At 36.6% G+C, this 23564-nt stretch carries 16 protein-coding genes; 9 read left to right on the top strand and 7 right to left on the bottom strand.

The features are described from left to right. The first annotated feature begins 153 nt into the window (after nt 1-153). Nucleotides 154-819 carry an arsenical resistance protein ArsH gene (gene arsH / locus H6G76_RS30360; protein WP_190709286.1) on the top strand — a complete coding sequence of 222 codons (666 nt, stop codon included), beginning with the start codon at nt 154-156 and terminating at the stop codon, nt 817-819. 198 nt (nt 820-1017) lie between these two features. On the opposite strand, the gene H6G76_RS30355 is transcribed toward arsH, so the two are convergent. Then, nucleotides 1018-4944, bottom strand: coding sequence for a glycosyltransferase (locus H6G76_RS30355; protein ID WP_190709284.1), 3927 nt, complete (start codon nt 4942-4944; stop codon nt 1018-1020). 807 nt (nt 4945-5751) lie between these two features. Here H6G76_RS30355 and H6G76_RS30350 point away from each other — a divergent pair. The 3 genes from H6G76_RS30350 to H6G76_RS30340 all read left to right on the top strand — a co-directional run bounded on the left by H6G76_RS30350 (nt 5752) and on the right by H6G76_RS30340 (nt 10783). Next, the gene (locus tag H6G76_RS30350; RefSeq protein WP_190709282.1) at nt 5752-6729 is read left to right on the top strand and encodes a glycosyltransferase family 2 protein; all 978 of its coding nucleotides are present in this window, start codon (nt 5752-5754) and stop codon (nt 6727-6729) included. Nucleotides 6730-6817: 88 nt separating this feature from the next. Next, nucleotides 6818-9313 (top strand): tetratricopeptide repeat protein, encoded by a 2496-nt coding sequence (locus H6G76_RS30345; RefSeq protein WP_190709280.1) that lies wholly within the window; start codon nt 6818-6820, stop codon nt 9311-9313. A gap of 18 nt (nt 9314-9331) precedes the next feature. Continuing rightward, nucleotides 9332-10783, top strand: a complete 1452-nt coding sequence (locus H6G76_RS30340; RefSeq protein ID WP_190709278.1) for a tetratricopeptide repeat protein — start codon at nt 9332-9334, stop codon at nt 10781-10783. A 9-nt stretch (nt 10784-10792) separates the two neighbouring features. Here the strand turns inward: H6G76_RS30340 and H6G76_RS30335 are convergent, their stop codons facing one another. Genes H6G76_RS30335 through H6G76_RS30325 form a run of 3 tightly spaced genes read right to left on the bottom strand, consistent with a single transcriptional unit; the run spans nt 10793 to nt 14339 of the window. Continuing rightward, nucleotides 10793-12154 (bottom strand): glycosyltransferase family 4 protein, encoded by a 1362-nt coding sequence (locus tag H6G76_RS30335; RefSeq protein ID WP_242056582.1) that lies wholly within the window; start codon nt 12152-12154, stop codon nt 10793-10795. 41 nt (nt 12155-12195) lie between these two features. After that, nucleotides 12196-13554: an ABC transporter ATP-binding protein gene (locus H6G76_RS30330; protein ID WP_190709276.1), complete on the bottom strand. Its 1359-nt coding sequence runs from the start codon at nt 13552-13554 to the stop codon at nt 12196-12198. After that, nucleotides 13551-14339, bottom strand: a complete 789-nt coding sequence (locus H6G76_RS30325) for an ABC transporter permease (protein ID WP_190709274.1) — start codon at nt 14337-14339, stop codon at nt 13551-13553. The genes H6G76_RS30330 and H6G76_RS30325 overlap by 4 nt, the downstream gene beginning before the upstream one ends. A gap of 125 nt (nt 14340-14464) precedes the next feature. On the opposite strand from H6G76_RS30325, the gene H6G76_RS30320 reads away from it, so the two are divergent. The 4 genes from H6G76_RS30320 to H6G76_RS30305 all read left to right on the top strand — a co-directional run bounded on the left by H6G76_RS30320 (nt 14465) and on the right by H6G76_RS30305 (nt 20393). Continuing rightward, nucleotides 14465-16774 (top strand): glycosyltransferase, encoded by a 2310-nt coding sequence (locus H6G76_RS30320; RefSeq protein ID WP_190709273.1) that lies wholly within the window; start codon nt 14465-14467, stop codon nt 16772-16774. Between the two features lie 4 nt (nt 16775-16778). Beyond that, nucleotides 16779-17357, top strand: coding sequence for an adenylyl-sulfate kinase (gene cysC / locus H6G76_RS30315; protein WP_190709272.1), 579 nt, complete (start codon nt 16779-16781; stop codon nt 17355-17357). A 6-nt stretch (nt 17358-17363) separates the two neighbouring features. Next, entirely contained in the window at nt 17364-19622 is a 2259-nt protein-coding gene (locus H6G76_RS30310; RefSeq protein WP_190709271.1) for a glycosyltransferase, read from the top strand. Between the two features lie 63 nt (nt 19623-19685). Then, nucleotides 19686-20393, top strand: a complete 708-nt coding sequence (locus H6G76_RS30305) for a thermonuclease family protein (protein WP_190709270.1) — start codon at nt 19686-19688, stop codon at nt 20391-20393. A 233-nt stretch (nt 20394-20626) separates the two neighbouring features. Here the strand turns inward: H6G76_RS30305 and H6G76_RS30300 are convergent, their stop codons facing one another. From H6G76_RS30300 to H6G76_RS30290, 3 genes are all read right to left on the bottom strand, one after another. Then, nucleotides 20627-20989 (bottom strand): S-adenosylmethionine decarboxylase, encoded by a 363-nt coding sequence (locus H6G76_RS30300; RefSeq protein WP_190709269.1) that lies wholly within the window; start codon nt 20987-20989, stop codon nt 20627-20629. Between the two features lie 113 nt (nt 20990-21102). Further along, nucleotides 21103-21354, bottom strand: coding sequence for a hypothetical protein (locus tag H6G76_RS30295; RefSeq protein ID WP_190709267.1), 252 nt, complete (start codon nt 21352-21354; stop codon nt 21103-21105). Between the two features lie 4 nt (nt 21355-21358). Next, nucleotides 21359-21586, bottom strand: coding sequence for a DNA-binding protein (locus H6G76_RS30290; RefSeq protein ID WP_190709265.1), 228 nt, complete (start codon nt 21584-21586; stop codon nt 21359-21361). A gap of 76 nt (nt 21587-21662) precedes the next feature. On the opposite strand from H6G76_RS30290, the gene H6G76_RS30285 reads away from it, so the two are divergent. Further along, nucleotides 21663-23351, top strand: a complete 1689-nt coding sequence (locus tag H6G76_RS30285) for a glycosyltransferase family 4 protein (protein ID WP_190709263.1) — start codon at nt 21663-21665, stop codon at nt 23349-23351. Nucleotides 23352-23564: the final 213 nt, after the last annotated feature.

Below are 23564 nucleotides of genomic sequence, written 5' to 3'. Positions count from 1 at the left end.
CAGATGGCGCACCTTGGGAAATTTATCAAGTTAGGTGACTCACAGGTGCGAGAAATCAAACCTGTGGAAGTCAGCACGAAAAACTGTGCCTGTTCTTAACTTTTGAGAAAGTATTAATTTGTCCTAGCTATTAATTTGTATCTTGACATCTGTATGACAGCATTTGATCATCCTCCCAGAATTTTGTTTTTGTATGGCTCTTTGCGTGAGCGTTCTTATAGCCGCCTCTTGGCTGAGGAAGCAGCACGCATCATTGAAGAATTCGGGGCAGAGGTGAAGTTTTTCGATCCGCGAGAACTACCAATTTACGGCAGTGTACCTGACACTCATCCAAAAGTACAGGAACTACGCGAATTAAGCTTATGGTCAGAAGGTCAAGTTTGGTCTAGCCCGGAATTGCATGGTCAAATTTCTGGGATTATGAAAAATCAAATTGATTGGATTCCTTTAAATATAGGAGCCGTTCGCCCAACGCAAGGTAGAACTTTGGCTGTCATGCAAGTTAGTGGTGGCTCTCAGTCTTTCAATGCTGTCAACACTCTGAGAATTCTGGGGCGTTGGATGCGGATGTTTACCATCCCTAATCAATCCTCGGTGGCTAAAGCATATCAAGAGTTTCATGAAGATGGGACTATGAAGGATTCGCCCTACCGCGATCGCGTTGTCGATGTCATGGAAGAACTTTATAAGTTCACCTTGTTACTTCGAGATAAGGTGGACTACCTTACAGATCGCTACAGTGAGCGCAAGGAAAAAGCCGCAAAGCAAGTGATTGAAGTAACGAATCAAGCTTTAGAAGTTAGCAAAACTCAGAGTTGAGTCAAGAAGAAGGGTGTAGGGGGTAGGGAAGACGACATTGTGGGGACTTCCCCACTAGCAATGCTATTTGATTTGTGAAAATTGGGAGGTTCAGATACCCGACTTCTTAAATAAGTCGGGTATCTTGTTGTTCACGAATGATTTAAGACTGCTATAAATACACTACGTAACTTAAAGGAATTTTCTGCAAGAATTGTTCTACTTGAGTGCAAGTGATAAAGTTAAAGTTGCTAATTCAGTGTCAATTTCTAATTGGTTTGGCGTTTGAGGCACTTCGATAGCTGCGGTAATGATATCGATGATTTCAACATTACTTGTGCAAATTCTCAACTTAGAGTTAGTTGAATCACTAATATCATGTTTAACTGTAGTCATCTTTGGAGAGAATAGGGCTTGATAGTCAAGGTACTGACTAAATTGCTTAGAGACTGTAGTGTGATGATCATCTTGAGTATTTGATTCCCCAACGTAAGTGCAATCAATAAAAGCAACTTGAGGAAATTCTTGACGAAGTAGAGGAAGAAAGTAATAGGCTATGTCTGTGTGAGAAATGACAACAGCATCGATTTGACGAGATTGGATAATATAGCGGACAAACGCCAACCAATAAACTTTATCTAAAAAGTTAGGTAGATGAAATATATCTGGTGTGAGACGATAAAAATCATCATATGGATGCTCTGATTTTGAGGGTGTAGCGATCGCTATTTCATATCCTTCTTGTTGCAGCAGTGTTAATAAGTCAAGATGAAATTTATCTACATTGCTGTTGGAGAGGGAAGGCAGGAAAAACAGCAAACTTTTCTGGGAATTAGAGCGATTTAGAGAGTTTTGGACTGATATTTGATATTTTAGTTGGTGCGAGTTAACGGGTTGCTGGTTAAGAGATATGTTGTTAGTTGAGGTGTGGCTTAAAATTCCAGAGTAGCGTGACTTAATTGCCTCTTGTACTCGCTTGACTTCCTCAGAATTTTGCTCAATATAGTTAATGCTGCGATCGCATTCTAGATATTCTGGAATTGTCCATCCTTTTTGTTGATTGGCAAGTGCTTTTAGCCATCGTTCCCAATCTGCATACATTTTAAAGTCTGCATCAAATCTTCCTAATTGCTCAAAGTCGGCTTTGCGATATAGTATTTCTCCCATAGGCTGATGTTGCTGGAATAAGTTCGCAGCTTGGCTAAAACTATGATTGCGCCAGGATTCTTGTGCTTGAAAGATAGCAGAGTAAGAGTTAACGAAGGCAAATTCAGGATGAGTTTCTAAGAATAAAACACATTTTTCGATATATGTGGGGTCAAGAATATCAACCAAGTTGATAAATAATAAATATTGACCTCTTGCTTTTGCGATCGCACTGTTGCGTCCGGCTGCGTCACCTTGTTGAATAGGATGAGAAATAACTTTAATTTTGTTGCTTCTTTGAGGCAATGATTCAATAAACGCTACAGCATCAGAATTAGTCGAGCCGTCATTGACAATAATCCATTCAAAATTTTGCCAAGTTTGATTAATTACACTTCTGTAAGTAGTTTCAAAATACTCTGAGTCGTTAAAAAATACCGAAATAATTGAAACTACAGGCTCTTCATGGGTTTCCGGCTGGAAAAACCGCACTTTTTGACTAGCAATCAGACTCACAAAATCTCGGATGCGAGCGTCATAGTTGACTTGATTAACTAACTGAAGCTGATCAGGCTGTTGCGTCCCAATGAGTTTTTTGAATTTTAACCAAACACTGCGGAGTTGCCAAAACTTACTTTCTGCCATCATTGTGCTGAAAGATTGCCAACGTTCCCACTCCAACTCGGCTTTTTGCGATCGCAGCATCCAAATTTGCCATTGTGCTTCTAGCCAGTCTTTACCTGCTTGTAGTTGCTGATTCCAGGCTTGCACATTTTTGAGAGTAGCTTGAGTTTGTGTGAGTTCGTCTCGAAGACTCTGTGCAGTTAGCATCCAAGCTTGAGATTGAGGAGATAAATGTTGGCTATTTTGTTGCTGTTGTAGAAGTTGCTCGACACCTGTCAGAAGCAAATTCAGTTGGCGTTGATTCCACTTTGCTGGCTCTATTTGGTACAGGTATTGCCGCAGATAATAACGTTCTTTGGCGATATCAATTTTTGATGCAGCATTTTTAGTGACATAAAGAGGATAAGGGTAGTAAGCAATTTTTTTACCAGTGGCGATCGCTGCTGCTAAGATATGCCAGTTGAGAGCCAACAATCCCCTTTCTGACAAGTAGGGAAATTCTTGCAGCAATTTGACTGAAAATAACGCAGATATATCTTGGTTGTGGTTAAATTGTAGCAACTTGAGCAAAGACCCATCAATAAAAGCGCAGTTTACCGCCGCAGGCATCGCTTCTGGTTTGCCATCTTCTTGTAGTTTCACCTGCGGAGATACTACAACATCTGCTTCAGAATTAATTGCAGCAGTCACTAACTTTTCTACCATATCTGGTAAAACAATATGTTCCACAGCTAACTGTAAAACATACTCTCCATCTGCTAATCCGACTAAGTGGTTATAACTTTCTCCTAAACTCCCAGTTGGATCTAGACTGAGATATTTATAGCTAGGAAAGTTAGTTTGAGCTTGAGTAATTATTTGTTGTAAATACTCATCATTTGAGTCTAGATAACCAATAATGACATCAAAATTTTTATAAGTTTGAGCAACCAAATTTTCTAAGCATTCTAATATTGTCTTTACCGGCTGCCAGCAGACAATAGCAATTGTAACTTTAGGAGTTTGAGGTTCTTTTGGGGCAGAATCTATAAAAGCTTCACTCATATATTCTAATCTTTGATTCAGCAGACATTGATTGACTTGTTCTAAAACTTGAGGTTGGGTAATTAATGGAGTTTCAGGATACGCATTGATTGCCTGAGTTATAGTTTGGGCTAGGGAATAGGAGTTTCCTGGATGAAACCATCTAATACCATCAGAACGCTCAACTAAACTTAAAGTTTCTCGAAACCCGCCTGTATCTGAAACTACTAAACTGACGCTTAATTGTCCTATTTCTAATCCCGTATTGGGAAAGTTTTCTTGTAAGCTTGTGAGGCAAACAATAGGATTATTTAAGTTAGAGATAAATTTAATTGCGTCTTGACTGGAGAAATTTGGTATTAAGTTGTATGTGATGTCGCTATCAAATTCTTGGGCAATATATTGCCGACTATCTAGATGTTTTAACTCAGAAGATTGGAGAGAAATTATTTTACCTAGAAAAATAATTTGGATTTGATCAGCTATAGTCCGATTGAGTAATTTTATAGCTTCTACAAAAGTACAAAGTCCTTTTCTTTCTTCTAGGCGACTGAAAAATACAATAGGTATTTTCTCTGAATTAAGATTACTTAGTTGTATGGACTCATTACTTTTACGCTGCTGATCTATAGTTGGGATAAAGTATGGTAGATGTTTCGCTTGGGATGTTTCCCAGCCATAGTCTTCTAGTTTTGACTTGAGAAAGTAAGACGGAAAGTAAGCAATGTCTGCATTTTCATAAGAAAACTGCTCATAGTGGTACGCTTGCCAAAACCACTGGGGTTGCTCCACAGTGTATTTACTATTAACCTCACGCAGCCATTCAAAGCAACCATGAACTGTAACGCCAACAAGACAACTATTTCCTAATAAACCTGTTTTTTTGGCTTGAATTGTGCGGTAGCCGAACCCCCAAATATCAGGAAATTCTACATAGACTACTGCATCATGAAAGCTATTAACCACAGCTTGAGTGAAAAATAATCCACAGAAACTTTGGTAATCAAAGCTTTTGCTAAGTGCATCTTGCTGCGCCGGAGATAAGATTTGACGATGAATTGATTGGAGATTTAAAACCTGTTCTAGTTCGTGAGTAGAGAAGACACAATCTACATTAGAAAAGCTTGCTTCTCCTTGAAACTGGGCTTCAGTTTGACCAAGCAGTAAAATTATAAACCAGCCATTAGATTTTAGTTTTTGACTTAAGGTTGTATAGTAAGTGCCTATGCCGCCATTTTGAGAAAAGCCTTCAAACTCATTTGTAACAAGAATAGCTACTTTTTGAAGTGATGGGTTAAATTTCTCTAAAAACTGAGACTTAAAGTTGATTTCTACGTTTGCAATAATTTCCATTTTTTTAGTTTTCTATAGATTTTAGAACAAATTTTCAATTACTAGCATTAACAATGTGTTGGATTTAACAAGAATAATTACTGTTGTTGATTTGTAGTTTAAAAATGTTAATTTTTAGTGTAATTACTGAGATTTGCCTAGATTGGTTATATTCAGTTTCAAACTGGCAATAACATAGCAAATGTTTGACAGTATATTTCACTCCATACTGCCTAGATTTCAGAAGTATTCTTTACATTTATTTATGTTTGGCAGATGTAGCCAAAAGTATTTACTCTCTTGATGATATATTTTGTGACTCTGCTTAACAAAAGTACATTAAGTTGTAAATAAAAGCGAAAATAGCGACAAGTAGCTGGAAATCTGGGGATAATTTCGGTTATTAGTCAGCCCAAACAGTATTTCAAATATGTCAGAGCATACATGATCAGAGGCAAAACTACTGCATTCTTTGACAAATCTGTGTTGTGAATTTAAGCGATCGCTCTAATTTATGAATTAAATTTTTGGGAAGAAATTTTCTGGAATTTAGAGCAAGTTAAAAATAAAATTCTGCTACCTGTTAGAACAGCATACGAATTTGGGCAACCTATATCAAGCTAATTGGAAGTTCTTAGGTAGTCCTTCATTATTTTAAACAACGCAGTTGCTCTATTTGAGCGGGCTGTCGTTGAAACTTTGTAGCACGCTGGCTTATTAAACCAGCAAAAGTTTAGTCATCCTCTCACCAGTTGCTGTTATCTAAAAATCTCAGCATAAATCCTATGAACTTCTTAGAATACCACCCTACATTTACAACATCCTCTAATGCTATATCTTTCTACATCTGTGATTATTTGTACTCTAGACAGGTCTAAATTTCTGCCAAAAGTGATGAGTGCTGTTTCACGTTGGCGAGATTCTTTTCAAGAGCTAATTGTCGTTGTTGGCCCGTCACAAGATAGTACAGACTTAGTTTTATTGGAATATCAAGACATTATCAATAAGATTATTTTAACTGATCATAGAAATGTAAGTGTGGCTAGGAATTTAGGTTTAAAAGCTGCTACAGGAGACATTATTTTTTATCTTGATGACGATGTTATTCCTCCAGACAATTGGATAGATTTACATTTACAGATTTACCAAAAATATGGTGTCAGTTGTGGTTGCGTAGGTGGAGCGGTTGTAGATAAAACTCAACAAAATTTTTCTTTACAGTTCGCTAGAGGGGTCAATAGCCGTTTGAGCGAATCTCGGCCAGTTTTGGCTAAAGCTGAGACAGATAGCTATATCTCCAATCCTCATTGGTTTCCAGCGATTATGGGGGCCAATGCTTCGTATAAACGAGAAGCATTAGTGAAAATTGGCTACTTTGACGAGTTTTTTGAATATTTTTTAGAAGAGACTGACGTTTGTCTGCGGTTGCAAGACAGTGGATATACAATTCATTACATAGATGAGCCTGTAGAACATTATGTGCAGCCAAGCCATAATCGCCGCGATCGCCGACACCTGACTTGCTGGTACTCTTTAGCTAAAAATACTACCTATTTCGCCCTAAAACACGGTTGTAAAACCCTACCTTTACCAGTGTTTATTATCCGGCTCACATTATTACTTATCTATCGTTGTTTATTAAGAATTTTACGTCTTAAGTTGACTCATGATTTACCTTTTGATTTGTTATTGCAATACATTTATGAGTCTATTTTAGGAGTTTATCACGGTTGGGCAGCTGGCATAAAATTGCATAATGTTGAAGAAAGAGTTTGGGTGAGTAGCAGCGATTTAACGTTGAGTTAATATGAAAGGTTGCTATTTAGCTTTGAGCAATTCAGATAACGAACTATAGGAAAATTGTAGCTACAATACCGCTATTTGGAATATAACTATGGGTAAAAATAACGTACTCGAAGTTTACGATGCAAACTACGCTCAAGAATATAATCATAAGTTTCTTCTCAACGATTTTTCTAAAGAAAATGCTAATTTTGAACAAGAAACTATTCGTAAACTTTTAGGTGAATTTGGCGAAAGTGCAAAGTGGTTAGATGTTGCCTGTGGTACGGGGTACTTTCTAAGTCGCTTTCCTAATATAGAAAGAGCAGGACTAGATATTTCACCTGGAATGCTCAACGTTGCCAAGCAAGCAAACCCAAATGCCTTATTTGTTCAAGGTGACTATAGAGATAAACGTCCGCAGTGGGAAGGAAAATGGGATCTAGTGTCCTGTATGTGGTGGGCTTACTGTTATGTAGAGTCGTTATCAGAGTTAGAAACAGTAGTTGAAAATTTAGCAGATTGGACATCTGAGCAGGGTGTCTGTTTTTTGCCAATTTGTATTCCTGAAGGGCTAGGAACTGGTGAGCTAAAAATGCCATATATTTGTCCAAACGTAGGCGGTAATGGTGGTAACGTTCAGTTTGAAGGAGTAATTTGGAGTTGGATTGATGAAGAAGCCGGAAAACAGCATCTAAATATGTTTGCTCCACAAGTAGAATATCTGCTTGCTCTATTTAAAAAACATTTTGAGTTAGTAGAGATTATTGAATATCCCTTATTTAAAGGTGGAATAAGAAAAGCAGTAGTTGCTCGAAATAAAAAGCAAAAGTTGACACCTAAATCAAAAAAGGTTGAAGAAAAACATTTAAAAATAGAACTTTTATCATCATTTTTTAAGATCATACGAGCCAGTGAATGGTGGCTTTATAAAATAGCACCTCTAACTGCTATAGCTTATGCTGAAATTTTCTTGATTAAAATCCCACCTCTAAAATCAATAACAACTGTATTAACCTGCCTACTATCTATATTTTCTGTTGGTGCTTATGGATATCTTATCAATGACATATTTGATATCGAAGTAGATCGTAAAGCAGCTAAAAGCAATGCTATGGCTCAATTTCAGCCCTGGCAACGCTTTCTATTTTGCCTTTTATTTATAGCCACAGGTTTTGCAGTACCCATATTGATGAAATTCGGTATGTTGGCAATAATCTTGCTGGCTATCAACTATTTACTACCAACCCTCTACTCTGTTCCACCATTACGTCTGAAGGAAAGAGGAATTTGGGGAATTCTCAGTGATGCAGCTGGAGTACACTTGATTCCGACTCTATTTGTAGCTACCACTTTTTTACACCTCAGTGCATCACCACAAACAAACGCTATAACTTTTTCTGTTGTTGCTGCTATATGGGCATTTTTTGCAGGGGTGAGAGGTATTCTTCTGCATCAACTTTGGGACAGAGATAATGATTTAAACGCAGGAATTTCCACCTTCGCCACTCAACTTCAGCCTGAGTTAGTCCGTAGCTATATTAATCGCTTAGTTTTTCCATGTGAAATTATATTCTTCTCTAGTTTAGCTGTATTTTTATCTAGATTTTCCCCTTTGCTCCAGGTATTTTTTATAGTTTACGCGCTAATCACTCTGATTAAACTAAACGTTACTCAAACATCGCTCGACCCATCTCCACCAGAGGGAAAAAATATTATTCCTCATGACTTATACGAAGTCTGGTTCCCTCTTGTTTTAGCAATTTTGCTGGCTACTCACAATCCCGTTTTTATAATATTTTTTAGCTTGACATTAATACTTTTTTATCCATCCATCAAAATCCGAGTGATGGAAATTGTTAATCTTTTTCAAGTTTTATTCAGTCACAGCAACTTAGGAATTGAAAAAACACAGGAGAAGAAGCAATTAGAAGTAAAACTTAAGAATTTACAACAACAACTTGCTCTCAAAACTCAGCAACTTGAGGCACAGCAACGTGAAGCTTTGCAAGCGAAAACAGAAATAGATCAGTATCGCAAAAGCTTGCAAAACTTACAGGAACAAGCTCAAAAACAAATCGACCAGTTACAAACTCAAGCGAAAGAAGCAGCAACTAAACTGGAATACACGCAGTCTGAACTACAAACCACACAAACTGAATTAGCACAATTTAAGTCTTATCTCTTACAAACTCAGGGGACAGAAGGTTTAATCGGATATTATCGCTATTGCATTGTATGCAACCCCGACGATATTCAACTCTACCATCAGGCATTGGCAATTAAGCCAGATGATGAACAAATTATTTTACAGATAGGTAATGCATTAGTTAGACAAAACCGCTTTGCAGAGGCGATCGCCACTTATGAAACCGCACTTCAATCTCAACCGGATAACATTGATATTCATTTGGCATTAGGAAAGGCGTTAGAAAAGGCTCAGAAATGGGATGAGGCGATAAATGCCTACAAATATGCGATTAATCTAAATCCAGATTACTCTTGGTCGCACAAACACTTAGGCGATATTTTAGCTGAACGAGGTCACATGAACGAAGCGAGTCTGTGTTACCATCGCGCTTTGCAACTGCAACCAAGAATTTTTTGAATATAACAAAACTCTAATATGAAATACCAAGAAGCTTTAATTGATCATTATCGAAAAGCCCTAAATATAAAGCCGAATAACCTCGAAATTTACAATAAATTAGCAGAACTTTATTACGAGCAAGGAGAACTAGAGAAAGCTCTTGAGTTCTGCCAATTGGCTCTCCATATTGAACCTAATTTAGCCTTATCACCCAAAATTTTAGCTAAGTTGCTGCAAATTCTAGGTTTTGAAGGCGAGGAAGCTTATATTTTCCAAAAAATTCTTCAAAGAGAATCAAATATAACGACATTTTATCACGCTTTTGGAAAGACACTTTTATCTTTAGATAAAGTTAAAAATATTACTGATGCAAAAACGTGGAGAGATGCGGTTACACTAGGACATACATTTAAAGAAAATAAGCAATTAGATAAAGCAATTTTTGCCTATATTAAAGCTCTTGAAATTACACCGATATTAGGTTGGCCTTATACTGAGTTAGAATCTATTATTAACTATTATATTGCACCTAGTCCTGACCTATTAGAAAGAATAACTAATTTATACAAACAAGCTATAGAAAAGCGTTTAAATAATTTATTAGCATATGTTATATTAGGAGATATGCTAACTAAACAAGGCAAATTAGATGAGGCGATCGCCAACTATAAAACTGCCAGTAGTAAAATAACTAGCCTTGATAAAAATTATAATACTAAGTCTAAAAATTTAAATAAAAGCTACAAAATTAATTTTTTAATTATTGGAGTGGGTAAAGGTGGGACAACTTCTCTTTACTTTTATATGTGTCAACATCCACAAATTATACCACCTATAAAAAAAGAGTTACATTTTTTTAATTCCAACTTTAAACTTGGTTTTGATTGGTATTTGTCTCAATTTCCTCCTCTTCCTACGACAGGAGATTTTTTAACTGGCGAAGCAACTCCTTGGTATCTTGGTACCGATGGGGCAGAAGAAAAAGTATTTCAGCTATTGCCCAATATTAAACTAATTGTTGTGTTAAGAAATCCTATTAATAGAGCAATTTCCCATTATTATATGCATTTTAACGTAACAGAAAAACGCTCTTTAGAAGAAGCAATAAACTCTGAAATAGAAATTCTTAGAAATGTCAAAGATATAAAAAATATTAGCGAAATCAGTAGTAAGTACTGGCAAACTGAACAAGGATATCTCTGGTTTGGTTTATACACCTACTTTCTAGAAAAATGGATGGCTACTTTTTCAAAAGAACAGTTTTTAATTTTGAGTGATGAATCCTTGAATAATAAAACTGAGCAAACTATGAAACAAGTTTTTGACTTTTTAGAAATTCCTAATTTTTCGTTAGAAAATTACCCCAAGTATAATTCTAGTTCGTATCCGAAGGTCAACGATGATTTACGTCAAAAATTAACTGATTTTTTTCAACCGCATAATCAGCGTTTAGAAAATTACTTGGGTATAAAATTCAACTGGTCATAATAATGCGTGTCATGCTTTGTTCATGTATTCTAATCTTTGATTCAGCAGGCATTGATTTACAGAACAGAGAAACTCTCTCGTAGGTATATCAACTTGCTGTGGATGGGCTGAGATAGCTTGAATCATAGCTTGTAGAAGCGATCGCACATCCTGCGGTAAGAACCAGCGCACACCACTAGTGCGTTCAATGAGACTGAGAGTTTCTCGAAATCCACCTGTATCGGAAACGATTAAACTGACTCTTAACTGTCCCATTTCTAAGGCTGTGTTGGGAAAGTTCTCTTGGCTACTGGTCAGACAAACAATCGCACTACGCAACAAACTCACCAACTGAATTGCTTCTTGACTGAACAAATCAGTCACAACACTGTAAGAATATTTAGAGCCTAACTTTTGTTGAAGATATTGCTGGCTATCTAACCCTTCTAAACCTTCTACCTGAAGTTCAATATTCTTGCCCAGAAATATGATGTGAACTTTTTTCAGCAGCTTACTGTCTAATAATTCAATAGCTTTTAAAAAAGTAAAAAGCCCTTTTCTCTCTTCTAATCGTCCAAAGAAGACCAGAGGAATTTTATCTTCATCAACCAGTTGTTGCAAATCATTTCTGAGCGTAATTGTTTTTAACGGTTCTTCAATCACTGAAAAACAATAAGGTAAATGTTTTGCATGAGATGTTTCCCAACCATACTTTGTCACTTTTTCTTTGAGAAAATGCGAGAGAAAAAATGCGAAATCTGCCTGTTCAAAAGAATATTGCTCATAATGGCTAGTTTGCCAATACCAATCAGGATAAGCCTGTGTGTACCTTGCATGAGCTTCTTGCAGCCACTCCTGTCCACTATGCAAAGTTACAGCTACCACACAATTTTCTCCTAATATACCTGTTCGCTTGGCTTGAACAGTGCGGTATCCCAATCCCAGCATTTCGGGAAATTCAATGTAAATATAGGCATTAGGAAATGTAGTGGCGATCGCCTGAGCAAAAAATAGCGCACAGTAGTTATCGTAATCTATCCATTCCCAATTTTTGAACTGAGATAATATTGCCAAGTGAGTCGGTTGTAATTCTATTACATCCTGACATTCACTGGTCGAAAAGATATGTTTTAGTGCATGAATAGTGGACTCGCCGCCAAACTTCTCTTGACTTTGGCAAAGCAATAGCACAACATAAAAGTCCTCGGCTGCTAATTTCTCACTAAGAGTACGATAGTAAGTACCAATTCCTCCATTTCTAAAAATGCCTTCGTATTCAGTTGTAACAAGTAATGCTATGCGTGTAACTTCTGCGGGCAATTTATCTTTTATTATCTGTTTAAAGCTAACTTCCCAGGTTTTAGAGTTAGTTTGAGAAATTAATATATTCATAAATATAATTTTTATAACTTAAATATCAATCATCTATCTTATTATGACGATGAACTTACAGTAATTTGAATTTGTCCATTTCCTGGCAAATTACATAAGCCAAAATGGGAGTGATGATTAAATCTGTAAGAGGGGGCGACATAAAAAACACCTACCTGTTCATAAACATCACAAATCTGATGGCGACTGTTAAATTCTGTTTGTGGAAGTTCATCTATGCAAGCATAATCATCAGGGTTCATTGTGACCAAAGCAAAACCGAGAACGTATTCACCAGGAGCAATACTGAGAGTAATATTGTGACAAAAACGTACAAAATCACCTTGATTAACTTGATTAGGAACACCAACCTTTTGGAGGCAAGTCACCTTACTATGAATCATCACATTGAACTTATTGGTAATCATAATGGCAGCAATTGGTACACCAATAGTTTGCTTTATTTGAAACTCGCAACATAAATAAGCTTGTTCTCCTTGTGTAAAATTGGCACAACTCTCGCCCTTACTATTACAAATAGCGTAACGGATTAATTGAGCATATTTCGCTTCGGTTAAAGGAAGAGGAATCAACACTTTATCAGCAGGCCAGAAAAAATCATCCGACACTTTTAAAGGTACTTCTACTTTGTCTTGAAGCACAGATGAAGACCAATTATGTTTTATACCTGTCTTTAGTTGATGAAACCTAATAATTCCTTTCTGCGCTTCGCCTTGAAATACTTTTTCTCCATGATGGAGCAAAATCACTTCATTACAATATTGTTGTACTGCTCCTAACTGATGCGTCACTAAAATAATCGTAATCTGCTTGGCTATCAATTCTTCAAGGCGTGCATAGCATTTTTGTTGAAAGAAAATATCACCAACGGCTAAAACTTCATCTAAAATCAGGACATCAGATTCTAAAAATGCAAATAAAGAAAAAGCTAACCTTGCCTTCATTCCCGATGAATACAACTTCATCGGTCGGTCAAAAAACTCTCCTAGTTCAGAGAATTCAGCAATATCGTCTAGCCTTTCTTGTACGTAACCTTTAGGAAAACCTAACAATTCAGCACTATAAATTGCATTTCCTCGACCACTCAATTCAGGATTAAAGTCTGTTCCCAATTCCAAAAGCGAGAGAACTTTACCATTTAATTGATAACTCCCTGAGGTTGGTTTTAGTACCCCAGTAATAATCTTTAATAAAGTGCTTTTACCTGCACCATTTTCTCCAATAATACCTAGAAATTCACCTTTTTTAACTGTAAAAGATACATTTTTCAGCGACCAAAATTCTTGATGATAAATGCTATTTCCGTAATTTAACCACTCTTTAGCACGATGCCAAGGATTAGAATAAATTTTAAAACATTTACTTAAATTATCTACCTGCAAAATAATATCGCTACTCATATGACATCTCTAATTTCATCTTGAAGCAAATAGTTCATAAAATTGCTTAACCACATAAATAAACTTACCCAAGCTGTCATAATTAACCAAACATGAATTTCGGGGATTTTATTTTCTAAAATTAGATGACGAACTGACTCAATAAAGGCATAAGGTGGATTGAGATAAAGCCAAGGTAAAATATTTTTGGGAATAACAGTTTCGGGATAGAAAATAGGTATTGTCCAGCTCCACAAGGGAATGACAAATTGTAGAATTTGCTTAACATCGGGGAAGAGAGTTTGTAAGTTAGCTAAAATTAGCCCCATACCAAAACCCAATCCTTGTAAAAGCAATCCTAATACTGGTAGCAAAAAAATTCCTAAACCTAAGTTTCCATTTAATACAACGGCAATTGGAAGCACTAAAGCTAAGTAAACCAAGAGCAAAAATAAAGAAGTTAAACTGGCTTTTGCTACAAAAACCTCAGAAGGAATTGCTAAACGCCTCAAATAAATAGAATTTTGGATAAAAGCATTGCTACCTTGAGCGATAGTTTCTGCAAATGTCCGCCAAGGTAATAGTCCTGACATGAGATATAAAGCATAAGAACTTCCCCGTACACCACGAGAAAGTAGTAACGAAAATACTACTGTGTAAATAAGAATTTCACATAGAGGATGAATCAGATTCCATAAAATACCTATACCTGTACCCGCATAGCGGTAGCGCATTTCATACCAAGCGTTATAAAAAATGTAACGCCGATACTGATAAAGATTTCTGAATAGCCAGTGCTTAATCATACTTTATAATTTCTTTAGAATTTGTATACAAATGTTAAAATAAGTGGCTGAAAGAGTATTAGTGTAGTATCAAGTATCAAGCAGTTATCATTAATTTGGCTATATTTTATAAGCTTGTATATTTCATGTCTACAGTTATACCTTTCTCTACTGTCAGTGAATTTACTAGGGAGTTACAAAGAGGTAAACAAAACTTTTATACTCCAATTTTTCCAGATCCGCCAGTTGTTTCGATTATTTCTTCATTTTTTAATGTGGATGAATATTTTGTAGCCACTTATGAGTCTGTAATCAATCAAACTTGGCAAAATTTTGAATGGATAATTGTTGATGATTGTTCAACACAACCAGAAGCGATCGCTCTTTTTGATTCTTTACCAGCTAAATCTGCAAAAATTAAAACACTTGATCACCAAACCAATAGAGGAATTGCAGCTGGAAGAAATACCGCGATCGCTCATGCTAAGGGTAAGTATTTATTCTTTGTAGATTTAGATGATCTGTTAGATCCTACTTATATTGAAAAATGTGTTCTCTTTCTAGAAACACATCCAGAATTTTCATTCGTCAATTCTTATTCTGTTGGCTTTCAAGCGCAAGAATATTGGTGGACTCATGGTTTCACAAAACCATCTCAATTTATTGAACAAAATTGGGTTACAGGTAGATTACTTTATCGCAAAGCAGACTTCGATTGTCTTGGTGGATTTGATGAAAGCCTGAGATTCTACGAAGATTGGGAACGATGGCTCAAAGCGATCGCTAACGGTCAAAAAGGTTGGACAATACCGGAATATCTCGATTGTTATCGTCGCCTTGATTCTGGTTTATTAACAACTTCTAGAGCCAATATTACTGAAGAAAAACGAGTTACAGAGTTAATTCGTTCTCGTTATCAAGAGCATTTTAATCAAAATAATATTAGCGATATTGTTATCGAGAAACATGACTTTCCTGCTGCTATCTCTTCTAAAAACATAGAAGTTGTTAACATTCTTGAAAGAGATTGCTCTAACAGGCATATACTTTTCTTTTTTCCGCACTTAGAAGTTGGTGGTGCTGACAAATTTAATATCGACTTAGTGACTCTACTAGCTAGTCATGGATACGAACTGACTATTATTACAACATTACAATCAGAACATCCTTGGCAGAAACATTTTTATGAAATCACAGCAGATATATTTCATCTGCCTAATTTTTTAAAAGATAGTGACTGGTTAGCATTTACTAAATATATTATTAAATCACGACAAATCGATATTGTTTTTATCTCAAATTCTTATATTGCTTACTACTTTTTACCCTTACTGCGTCATGAATTTCCTGATGTCGCTTTTGTTGACTTTACTCATACTGTAGATCCTGGGTGGCGGGGTTGTGGCTATCCGCGTCTTTCATGCAAATTTAGCCAATTTCTGGACTTGCAAATTGTATCTAGTCATCATCTAGGTGAATATTATCGATGTTTGAATTCGCAAACTGATAAGAAATTGCAAGTTAGTTACACTAACATTGATCATAATAAATGGGTACATGATAAAAAGCTGCGCTATGAAGTGCGCTCTAACCTAAAAATTTCTGATGAGTCAATTGTAATTTTATTTCCTGCAAGGTTAGTCGAACAAAAACGTCCTCTGCTGTTAGTTGAGATTATAAAAGAACTAGCTAATCGCTCTCTTAACATTACAACAATTGTTGTCGGCAGTGGGTATTTATTACCCGAAATGCAAACAAAAATTAGTCAGCTTGGGTTAAACTCATACTTTCATATATTGCCAGCAATTAATAACGAAGAAATGCTTGGCATCTATTCTGCTGCCGACATTTTATTACTACCCTCGGCTTATGAAGGTATTTCGCTAGCGATTTACGAAGCAATGTCGATGCAGTTGCCAGTGGTGGCTTCCGATGTGGGAGGACAAGCCGAACTGATTATACCTGGAACTGGTTTTTTAATTCCAAAAATAGACGATAAAGATAGCGAAATTGAGGCATATTTAAAAGTTTTAATTCCTTTAATTCAAGATAGTGAACTGCGCTCAAAAATTGGTTACTATGCACGGCAGCGAGTTGTTGAACACTTTTCTTTAGATAAGATGGTGGAGCGGATAGATAGCTTATTTACTGAGGCGATCGCATCATGTAAAACCAGAACTAAACCACTCATCAATCTTGAATTGGCTGAAGAAATGCTAATTCTTGCTTTAGAATATCTTGATCAAGAACAAACTTTAAGTCATTTATGGCAAGAAAAGTGTCACCTAGAGAGCCAAAAGCATCAACTGGAGAAACAAACACATCAACTCGCACAAGAAAGACACGAATTAGCTTGGAAAAAACAAGCTATGGAGTCATCAAAATTCTGGCAGTTAAGAAAATTATGGATTAAGCTAAAGCGATCGCTAAATTTAACTCAAGAAGAGGAAATCTGAATATATGAAACAAAATGGCCCAATCTTATGGCTAACAGGACTTAGCGGTGCAGGTAAGACGACAATTGCACAACGATTAGAGAATATCCTCCGCGAACAAGGGTACTTAGTTGAATTATTAGATGGAGATGCGATTCGTCAAAATCTTTCTCAAGGATTGAGTTTCACTAAAGAAGACCGCAATACCAATGTCAGACGCGTCGGTTATGTAGCAAACTTACTCAGCCGTAACGGAGTAATAGTTATAGTATCTCTCATCAGTCCCTACCGTGCTGTCAGAGAAGAGTTGCGTTACTCTACGAGTAATTTTGTTGAGATATATGTCAATGCACCTATAGAAGTTTGCGAAGCTAGGGATGTCAAGGGTTTGTATGAAAAAGCCCGCAATGGACAAATTAAGTCCTTTACTGGAATTGATGATCCATACGAAGAACCGCTCAACCCTTCAATCACCTGTTACACTGCCAAAGAAACTATTGATGAGAGCGTTGATAAAATTTTGAATTGCTTAGAAAGGGCAAATCAATTACCAAAATTAGTAATTTCTATTAACTCTATAAAAGAATTAAACTTTGTTATTTAATAAAATATGAAAATATTTTTGGTTGCCAGTGAATGCCCTCCTGTTCCTGGCGGAATCGCTACCTATGTCGGCAACACGGCAGCCATGTTTGCGGATGCTGGACATGAAATCACTGTTTTTGCTCGTAGCCCACAACCAGGAATTGAACAAAAAAACAACCTAAAATTTATTAAAATAGTTCCAAAAGATAATTATTTATTAAATTCTACAAAAGCTCATCTACGTTCAGAAAACCATCCGGCATTTCCTTATAATGTCATGGGTTATTGGGGTGCTGTCAGCTATCAGTTAGCCCAAGAAGTAATTAATTATATTCGCACTCATGGTCAACCAGATATTATTGAAAGCGAAGACTATAGCGGAATTGCTTATTTTTTATTACAAAAAAAATTATTAGGCTGTCCAGAACTACAAGGAGTACCGATAGTTCTCAACTTGCATAGTCCTCAATATCTGCTTTATCCGGCTGACAAAATGCCTAGTTATCACTTATCTGATTACTGGGTAGGTAGGATGGAAAAGTTTTGCATTCTCGCTGCTGATGGAGTTTTTGCTCCCACTCACTACATTGCCCAGCAAGTAAAAACGACTTTAAATCCTGATTTAGACATTGAAATTATTCCTTTACCAGCAACCCAGAAACTTTTAAATCAAGAACAATTTCAATTATCCTCACCCACACCAAAAGATATAGTTTACTTCGGCAGATTGGAAGTTAGAAAAGGTATTATCCCATTGTTAGAAGCTTGTAGACAGTTATGGAATGCAGGCATGGATTTTAATCTTACAGCTATTGGTGGCGATACTTGGTATCATCTCCAAGGCTGTTCTATGAAAGGTTATTTAACAGAAAAATATAGTAAGTATATTAATTCAGGTAGGCTGACAATTTCTCCGCCTTTACCTCAAACTCAATTATACGAACGAGTCAAGAAAGCTTGGTGCGTAGTCCTTCCCTCTATATGGGAAAATTTTCCTAATTCCTGCCTAGAATCTATGCTTTTAGGTAAAGCAATTTTAGCCTCATCTGGTGTTGGTCATGTAGAAATGCTACAAACAGCAGACATGACAGCAGGTGTAATTTTTGATTGGCATAAACATGATGACTTTGCTCAAAAGTTAAACCAAATTCTTAGTTATTCCACAACAGAAATTTTAGAAATTGGGCAAAAAGCTCGGACTTTAATTTTAAATATTACCGCTCCTGAAAATGTGTTAGCAAAACGTGTAGCACATTTAAAGAGTGTTATTGCAAACCATCAAGATAAAAGTATTTTTCCTTCTTTAAACTATCCACCTCACGGTAAAGTTGCTTATCCCACATCTTTAGTTGAAACTACAGATTTAGGTATCAAAGATAGAATATCTGTGTGCATTCCCTTTTATAATGCTGGCAAGTATATATCAGAAACGCTTCACTCTGTCTTTGCCTCAAGTTATTCTGATTTAGAAGTAATTATTTTCAATGATGGTAGCACCGATAAAACCAGCATCGAAACATTAGAAGTTCTTGAGCAAACATATAAGAATCTAAAAATTATTCACTCTGAAAACATGGGTGTTTCCACAGCAAGAAATAAAATGGCAGAGATAGCATCTGGTGAATATATAGCTTTTTTAGATGCTGATGATCAAGTTTCTCCAAATTTTTATATACAAGCAGCAAAAGTTTTAAGACAATACCAAAATGTGGGTTTTGTTGCTTCTTGGATTAAAGAATTTGGTGCTTCCGAAAAAGTTTGGGTCGCTTGGAATACGGAATTTCCTTATTTGCTGTGTCACAACACTCTTGGCGTTTGTACTGTAGTGAGAAAAGCTGCTTACTTGGCTGCTGGCGGTATGAAATCTCTATTGGCAGAAAATTTAGAAGATTACGAATGCTGGCTAAATATGTGCGAGAAAGGCTGGCTAGGAGTTGTAATTCCTGAATTACACTATTTCTATCGCATTCGTTCTGATTCGCGTTTGCAAAAGAGTAACCGAGAACAACTGCTTTATCTTTATGAGGTAATTGCTGCTTTACATCCTCAGTCATATCAAGATTATGGTGCAGAGATTTATCATTTATTAAATCAAAATGGTGCATCTTGGCTGTGGGATAATCCTTCACAAAACACAGCAGAACTTAATGTTAATCTGAATGGGATGGAAATACTTTCTCTAGTATCTAATAAGTTAAAGAAAGTATACAGTGATGGTGGCATATCTTTAATATTAAATAGATGTTTATTAATGGCAAAATCTCTTATGCAAACTAGGAATTGATATATAGATACTAATATTTAAAGAATAGCGATCGCAACCTAACTTTGTCATTTACACAAATACATGAATTTACTTGAATTACTTTTAGTGCTTGGTACAGTAATTGGAATTGTAGACGGACAGACAATTCGAGTTAAAGATGATGCAGGAAAAACTATTACAGTCAAGCTAGCCTGTATTAATGTACCAAAGGCAACAAACGGCCTCAAACAGATGCTACCATCGGCAAGTCCTGTGGTGATTAGAAGTACAGAACAACTAGCAAGCGATCGCACAGTTGGTGAAGTGTACTTAAATAATCGCTCAGTAAATCTGCTGTTGGTAGAGTCAGGTAATGCTGTCGTAGACAGAGAAACAATCCAAGATTGTTACGAAAATAAAACCCAATATTTGATTGCCGAAGCTAATGCTAAAAATCAGCATTTGGGGTTGTGGCAACAATCAAAAAAATCTACTTGGCGTGGAAAATTAATTTATGAACAAATTCCTCCTGTCATGTCAGTAAGGGCTTATCGCGGAGAGGAATTTTTTCTGATCACCAACAATCCCAACCAAAGTCGGTTAGTTTTGCGCCCATCTGTGCAAGTATCGCGGGATAAATTGCGATCGCTTCACAATCAACAAGTTGAAATTACAGCAGAGTATATTGCAGGGACTCGTCCAACACTAGCCCAAACTGCTTGTCCTCTGGAAGCTGACGGTCAATGTATGCGCCAAGGAGATGGTTATCAAGTTTTATCTATACTACCGTTGAAACCCAATAATAAATAATATCTTGCTAATAATTCAGGAGTCAGAATAGTTCAAGAATTTGAATAATATTTAATGAGTAAATATATAAATCAGGTTAAATTCCTTCAATTCTGACTTCTGACTCTTGGGTGCTGAATTCTTACATATATTCAGCCACAAATGGTATAAGACAGAGCGCACTTCATTGGTTTTCTTACTTAAGTGTTAAAAAGTGGTTCAATACTAATAATAGGCAGTGTAATCTACATAATTTAGAATGAAGCACTGGCTATCTCATCAGACACAGCAAAATATTTACTTGTAAATTCAATAGCTTCTTGCTGATCAAACCCTTTACACGTATAAATTACTATCGAGAAAAATTTGGCATTACTCCAAATATATGCTGAAATACCAGAATCAATCAGAGGTACAAAGGCATCATATCCAGAGTTTTCTTCCTTACCCATACCTGAAGCCGGCACAAAAACAATAGGCTCACCATAAGTGCGAAGATTTAGATGTGCTGCCAGATTGAGAAGATATTTTTCCAATATCTGCTTGTCTAAATCAATAGTGTAAAAACCTTCAATGAGCAGTCTCTGCCTAAAAATGCTTGGTGCAAGATTTTTCATATACATTTGGACTAATTTATTTCACTTTATTAGGATTTGCTCAACGTAATCAATAATCATTCTGCCCGTCCCAATCACCCTATGAATCGAGCAACATCTGTCTAAAAAACATTTTATCTATATATATGCATAAATAAAGAATAACCACTAAGCGCAAAAACAAAAAAGATAGTTATAGAAAAAATTACTACATCTCTAACTATAAATAAAATCCAGTTTTTTCTCAGTTCTTGTTTAAACTGAAGTTCCCGCAGTTTGCGTTCAAGTTCTGCATCTTCTTGGGATTGTTTATTTACTGGTGAAATAATTAGTGCATTTTTACCTTTATTAGCACTTATTTGGGATAAATCTATTATCTGTGTCATGTTGTTAAAAGCCTACAATTTCAGTTTCAAGGTTTTGCTGATTGTCCACAATCCAGAGATGTTTGTCCTGCTGCTTGGCTTCTATGGCTAATTCTAAGAGGGCGATCGCTTTTAATAGTACCTCAGCATTATCTCCATTAATTTGTTGTGCCAGATTGTTTATAGTTGCATATAACTCTGGTGATAAATCTAACTGAATTTGAATTCGTTGGGCTTCTTTTTGTTGATTCATTTATGTTTCTAAATTGACAATGTAGAAATAACTTAAATAAAGTAGAGCTAATCATAATTTACATTAAAGCTTTTATATGAATCAGACTGCCGCAATTTATTATAAAAAGGATGGTTACGATACATCAGGGACAAGGCTCCTTGGTCGTCAAGCTGCGGGTGAAGGTTTTCTCAAGGCTTTAGTACAGTATGGAAAAGCTGATTCATTCTATTGTTATACATCTAGCAAAGGAGAATTTGCTGAATTTTGCGATCGCATTAAACCTTGGATGACACGTCCTCGTAAAGTTACCTGGCTACCTAGCAACAATCATCAAATCCTTGCACAAGCCGGGATAATTTATCACCCCGATCCTAGACTATCTCAACTTGCTTGGACTAGAAGATTTGATAATCAACGGGGATATAGTATCTGCGGTGTGACTCATACTATTGCAAGTATGGGAGTTATGGATGGGATTGGTGATTTATTGATTGCGCCGCTTCAGCCTTGGGATGCTGTCATCTGCACATCTGTTGCAGTTAAGAATGCTGTTGAACGTCTTCTCAATACCTGGGCGGAATATTTAGCGCAACGCACAGGTGGTAAACCTCAGATTGATATTCAACTGCCAATTATTCCTTTGGGTGTTGATTGCGATACATTTAATCACGGTGATCATACTCAAAATATCAGGCGCAGCATACGTCAAGCCTTGGGCATTCCCCAAGATGATATTGTCGTGCTATTTGTAGGCAGATTGTGCTTCTATGCGAAGGCGCATCCTGTACCGATGTATTTAGCTTTAGAAAAAGCCGCACAAGCAACTCAAGCTAAAATTCATTTTGTGCTGGCTGGTTGGTTTGAAGATGATAGAGAGAAAGCTAGTTTTATTCAAGGCTCTCAGATATTCTGCCCTTCTGTTAATTGTATTTTTGTCGATGGACGCAAACCAGAAATCCGTACCGGAATTTGGTCTGCGGCAGATATTTTTATTTCTTTAGCGGATAATGTTCAAGAAACTTTTGGGCTGACACCAATTGAGGCGATGGCTGCTGGTTTACCTGTAATTGTCTCAGATTGGGATGGTTATCAAGAATCTGTGCGTCATGAAATTGATGGCTTGAGAATTCCTACAATTATGCCTCAGCCAGGGTCAGGACTGGATTTAGCCTCTGGATATCTCAGTAATAACTTGAATTACAGCAGTTATATTGCCTATTCATCAATGGCAATAGTGGTTGATATTGATGCGGCTGCAAGAGGACTCATAGAGTTAATTACTAATTCTGAACTGAGAAAGCATCTAGGCGAGAATGGACGACAACGCGCCAAGGAAATTTACGATTGGCGGGTTGTCATCGCCGCTTATGAAAATTTATGGCAAGAACTAGCAGAAATTAGAGCTACTGCACCGATATCTGTACCGCTTCAGCCTGGTAGCCCACCAGCACCTTTATGTGACGATCCTTTTAGAGTGTTTGCCCATTACTCAAGTACAACATCTAGCCAGGACTTAGTACTAGGACTTGGGACTATGAGTACACCAGAACGTTTGCAACAAATCCGGCAAAACTGGATGACTAATTATGGTGCAGAAAGAAGAAACACAACTTTAACTATAGATGCAGTGTTAGCTGCGATCGCTCAAAACGGTACAGTCTCCATTACAACAATTCTCAACCAATTTCCAAATATTTCCCCTACACAACTAGTTTCTACCCTGATGTATCTGGTGAAATTTGATGTTCTGCGTGTGAAAGCTTCTAATTTAGGTGAGAGGTGATAGATTTCAAATCTAGCTACTAGAATCAGGTTTTTCTTGGCACAGGTGTATAAATTAACGTGAGTTCGACGGATGCTAAAAACCCCTCTCCAAACCTCTCCCCTGCAAGGAGAGAGGCTTTCAAAACTTGTTTTTTCGTTCAAAACTAGGAAGATTTATGCCCCTCTCCGCGTCGGAGAGGGGTTGGGGAGAGGTTCATCGAACTCACGTTAA

This window comes from Nostoc sp. FACHB-152 (genome assembly GCF_014697475.1).
In the GTDB taxonomy this organism is placed as follows: domain Bacteria; phylum Cyanobacteriota; class Cyanobacteriia; order Cyanobacteriales; family Nostocaceae; genus Nostoc_B.
Note: the sequence above shows the minus strand (reverse complement) of the source record. Positions and strands in the feature narration are given on the sequence as shown.

What these genes read in the sequence shown, in the direction of transcription:
- H6G76_RS30305 (WP_190709270.1), top strand. Translation starts at nt 19,686, where the DNA reads ATGAATTTACTTGAATTACTTTTAGTGCTTGGTACAGTAATTGGAATT.
- H6G76_RS30320 (WP_190709273.1), top strand. Translation starts at nt 14,465, where the DNA reads ATGTCTACAGTTATACCTTTCTCTACTGTCAGTGAATTTACTAGGGAG.
- H6G76_RS30325 (WP_190709274.1), bottom strand. Translation starts at nt 14,339, where the DNA reads ATGATTAAGCACTGGCTATTCAGAAATCTTTATCAGTATCGGCGTTAC.
- H6G76_RS30310 (WP_190709271.1), top strand. Translation starts at nt 17,364, where the DNA reads ATGAAAATATTTTTGGTTGCCAGTGAATGCCCTCCTGTTCCTGGCGGA.
- H6G76_RS30355 (WP_190709284.1), bottom strand. Translation starts at nt 4,944, where the DNA reads ATGGAAATTATTGCAAACGTAGAAATCAACTTTAAGTCTCAGTTTTTA.
- H6G76_RS30295 (WP_190709267.1), bottom strand. Translation starts at nt 21,354, where the DNA reads ATGACACAGATAATAGATTTATCCCAAATAAGTGCTAATAAAGGTAAA.
- arsH (WP_190709286.1), top strand. Translation starts at nt 154, where the DNA reads ATGACAGCATTTGATCATCCTCCCAGAATTTTGTTTTTGTATGGCTCT.
- H6G76_RS30330 (WP_190709276.1), bottom strand. Translation starts at nt 13,554, where the DNA reads ATGAGTAGCGATATTATTTTGCAGGTAGATAATTTAAGTAAATGTTTT.
- H6G76_RS30335 (WP_242056582.1), bottom strand. Translation starts at nt 12,154, where the DNA reads ATGAATATATTAATTTCTCAAACTAACTCTAAAACCTGGGAAGTTAGC.
- H6G76_RS30340 (WP_190709278.1), top strand. Translation starts at nt 9,332, where the DNA reads ATGAAATACCAAGAAGCTTTAATTGATCATTATCGAAAAGCCCTAAAT.
- cysC (WP_190709272.1), top strand. Translation starts at nt 16,779, where the DNA reads ATGAAACAAAATGGCCCAATCTTATGGCTAACAGGACTTAGCGGTGCA.
- H6G76_RS30300 (WP_190709269.1), bottom strand. Translation starts at nt 20,989, where the DNA reads ATGAAAAATCTTGCACCAAGCATTTTTAGGCAGAGACTGCTCATTGAA.
- H6G76_RS30350 (WP_190709282.1), top strand. Translation starts at nt 5,752, where the DNA reads ATGCTATATCTTTCTACATCTGTGATTATTTGTACTCTAGACAGGTCT.
- H6G76_RS30285 (WP_190709263.1), top strand. Translation starts at nt 21,663, where the DNA reads ATGAATCAGACTGCCGCAATTTATTATAAAAAGGATGGTTACGATACA.
- H6G76_RS30290 (WP_190709265.1), bottom strand. Translation starts at nt 21,586, where the DNA reads ATGAATCAACAAAAAGAAGCCCAACGAATTCAAATTCAGTTAGATTTA.
- H6G76_RS30345 (WP_190709280.1), top strand. Translation starts at nt 6,818, where the DNA reads ATGGGTAAAAATAACGTACTCGAAGTTTACGATGCAAACTACGCTCAA.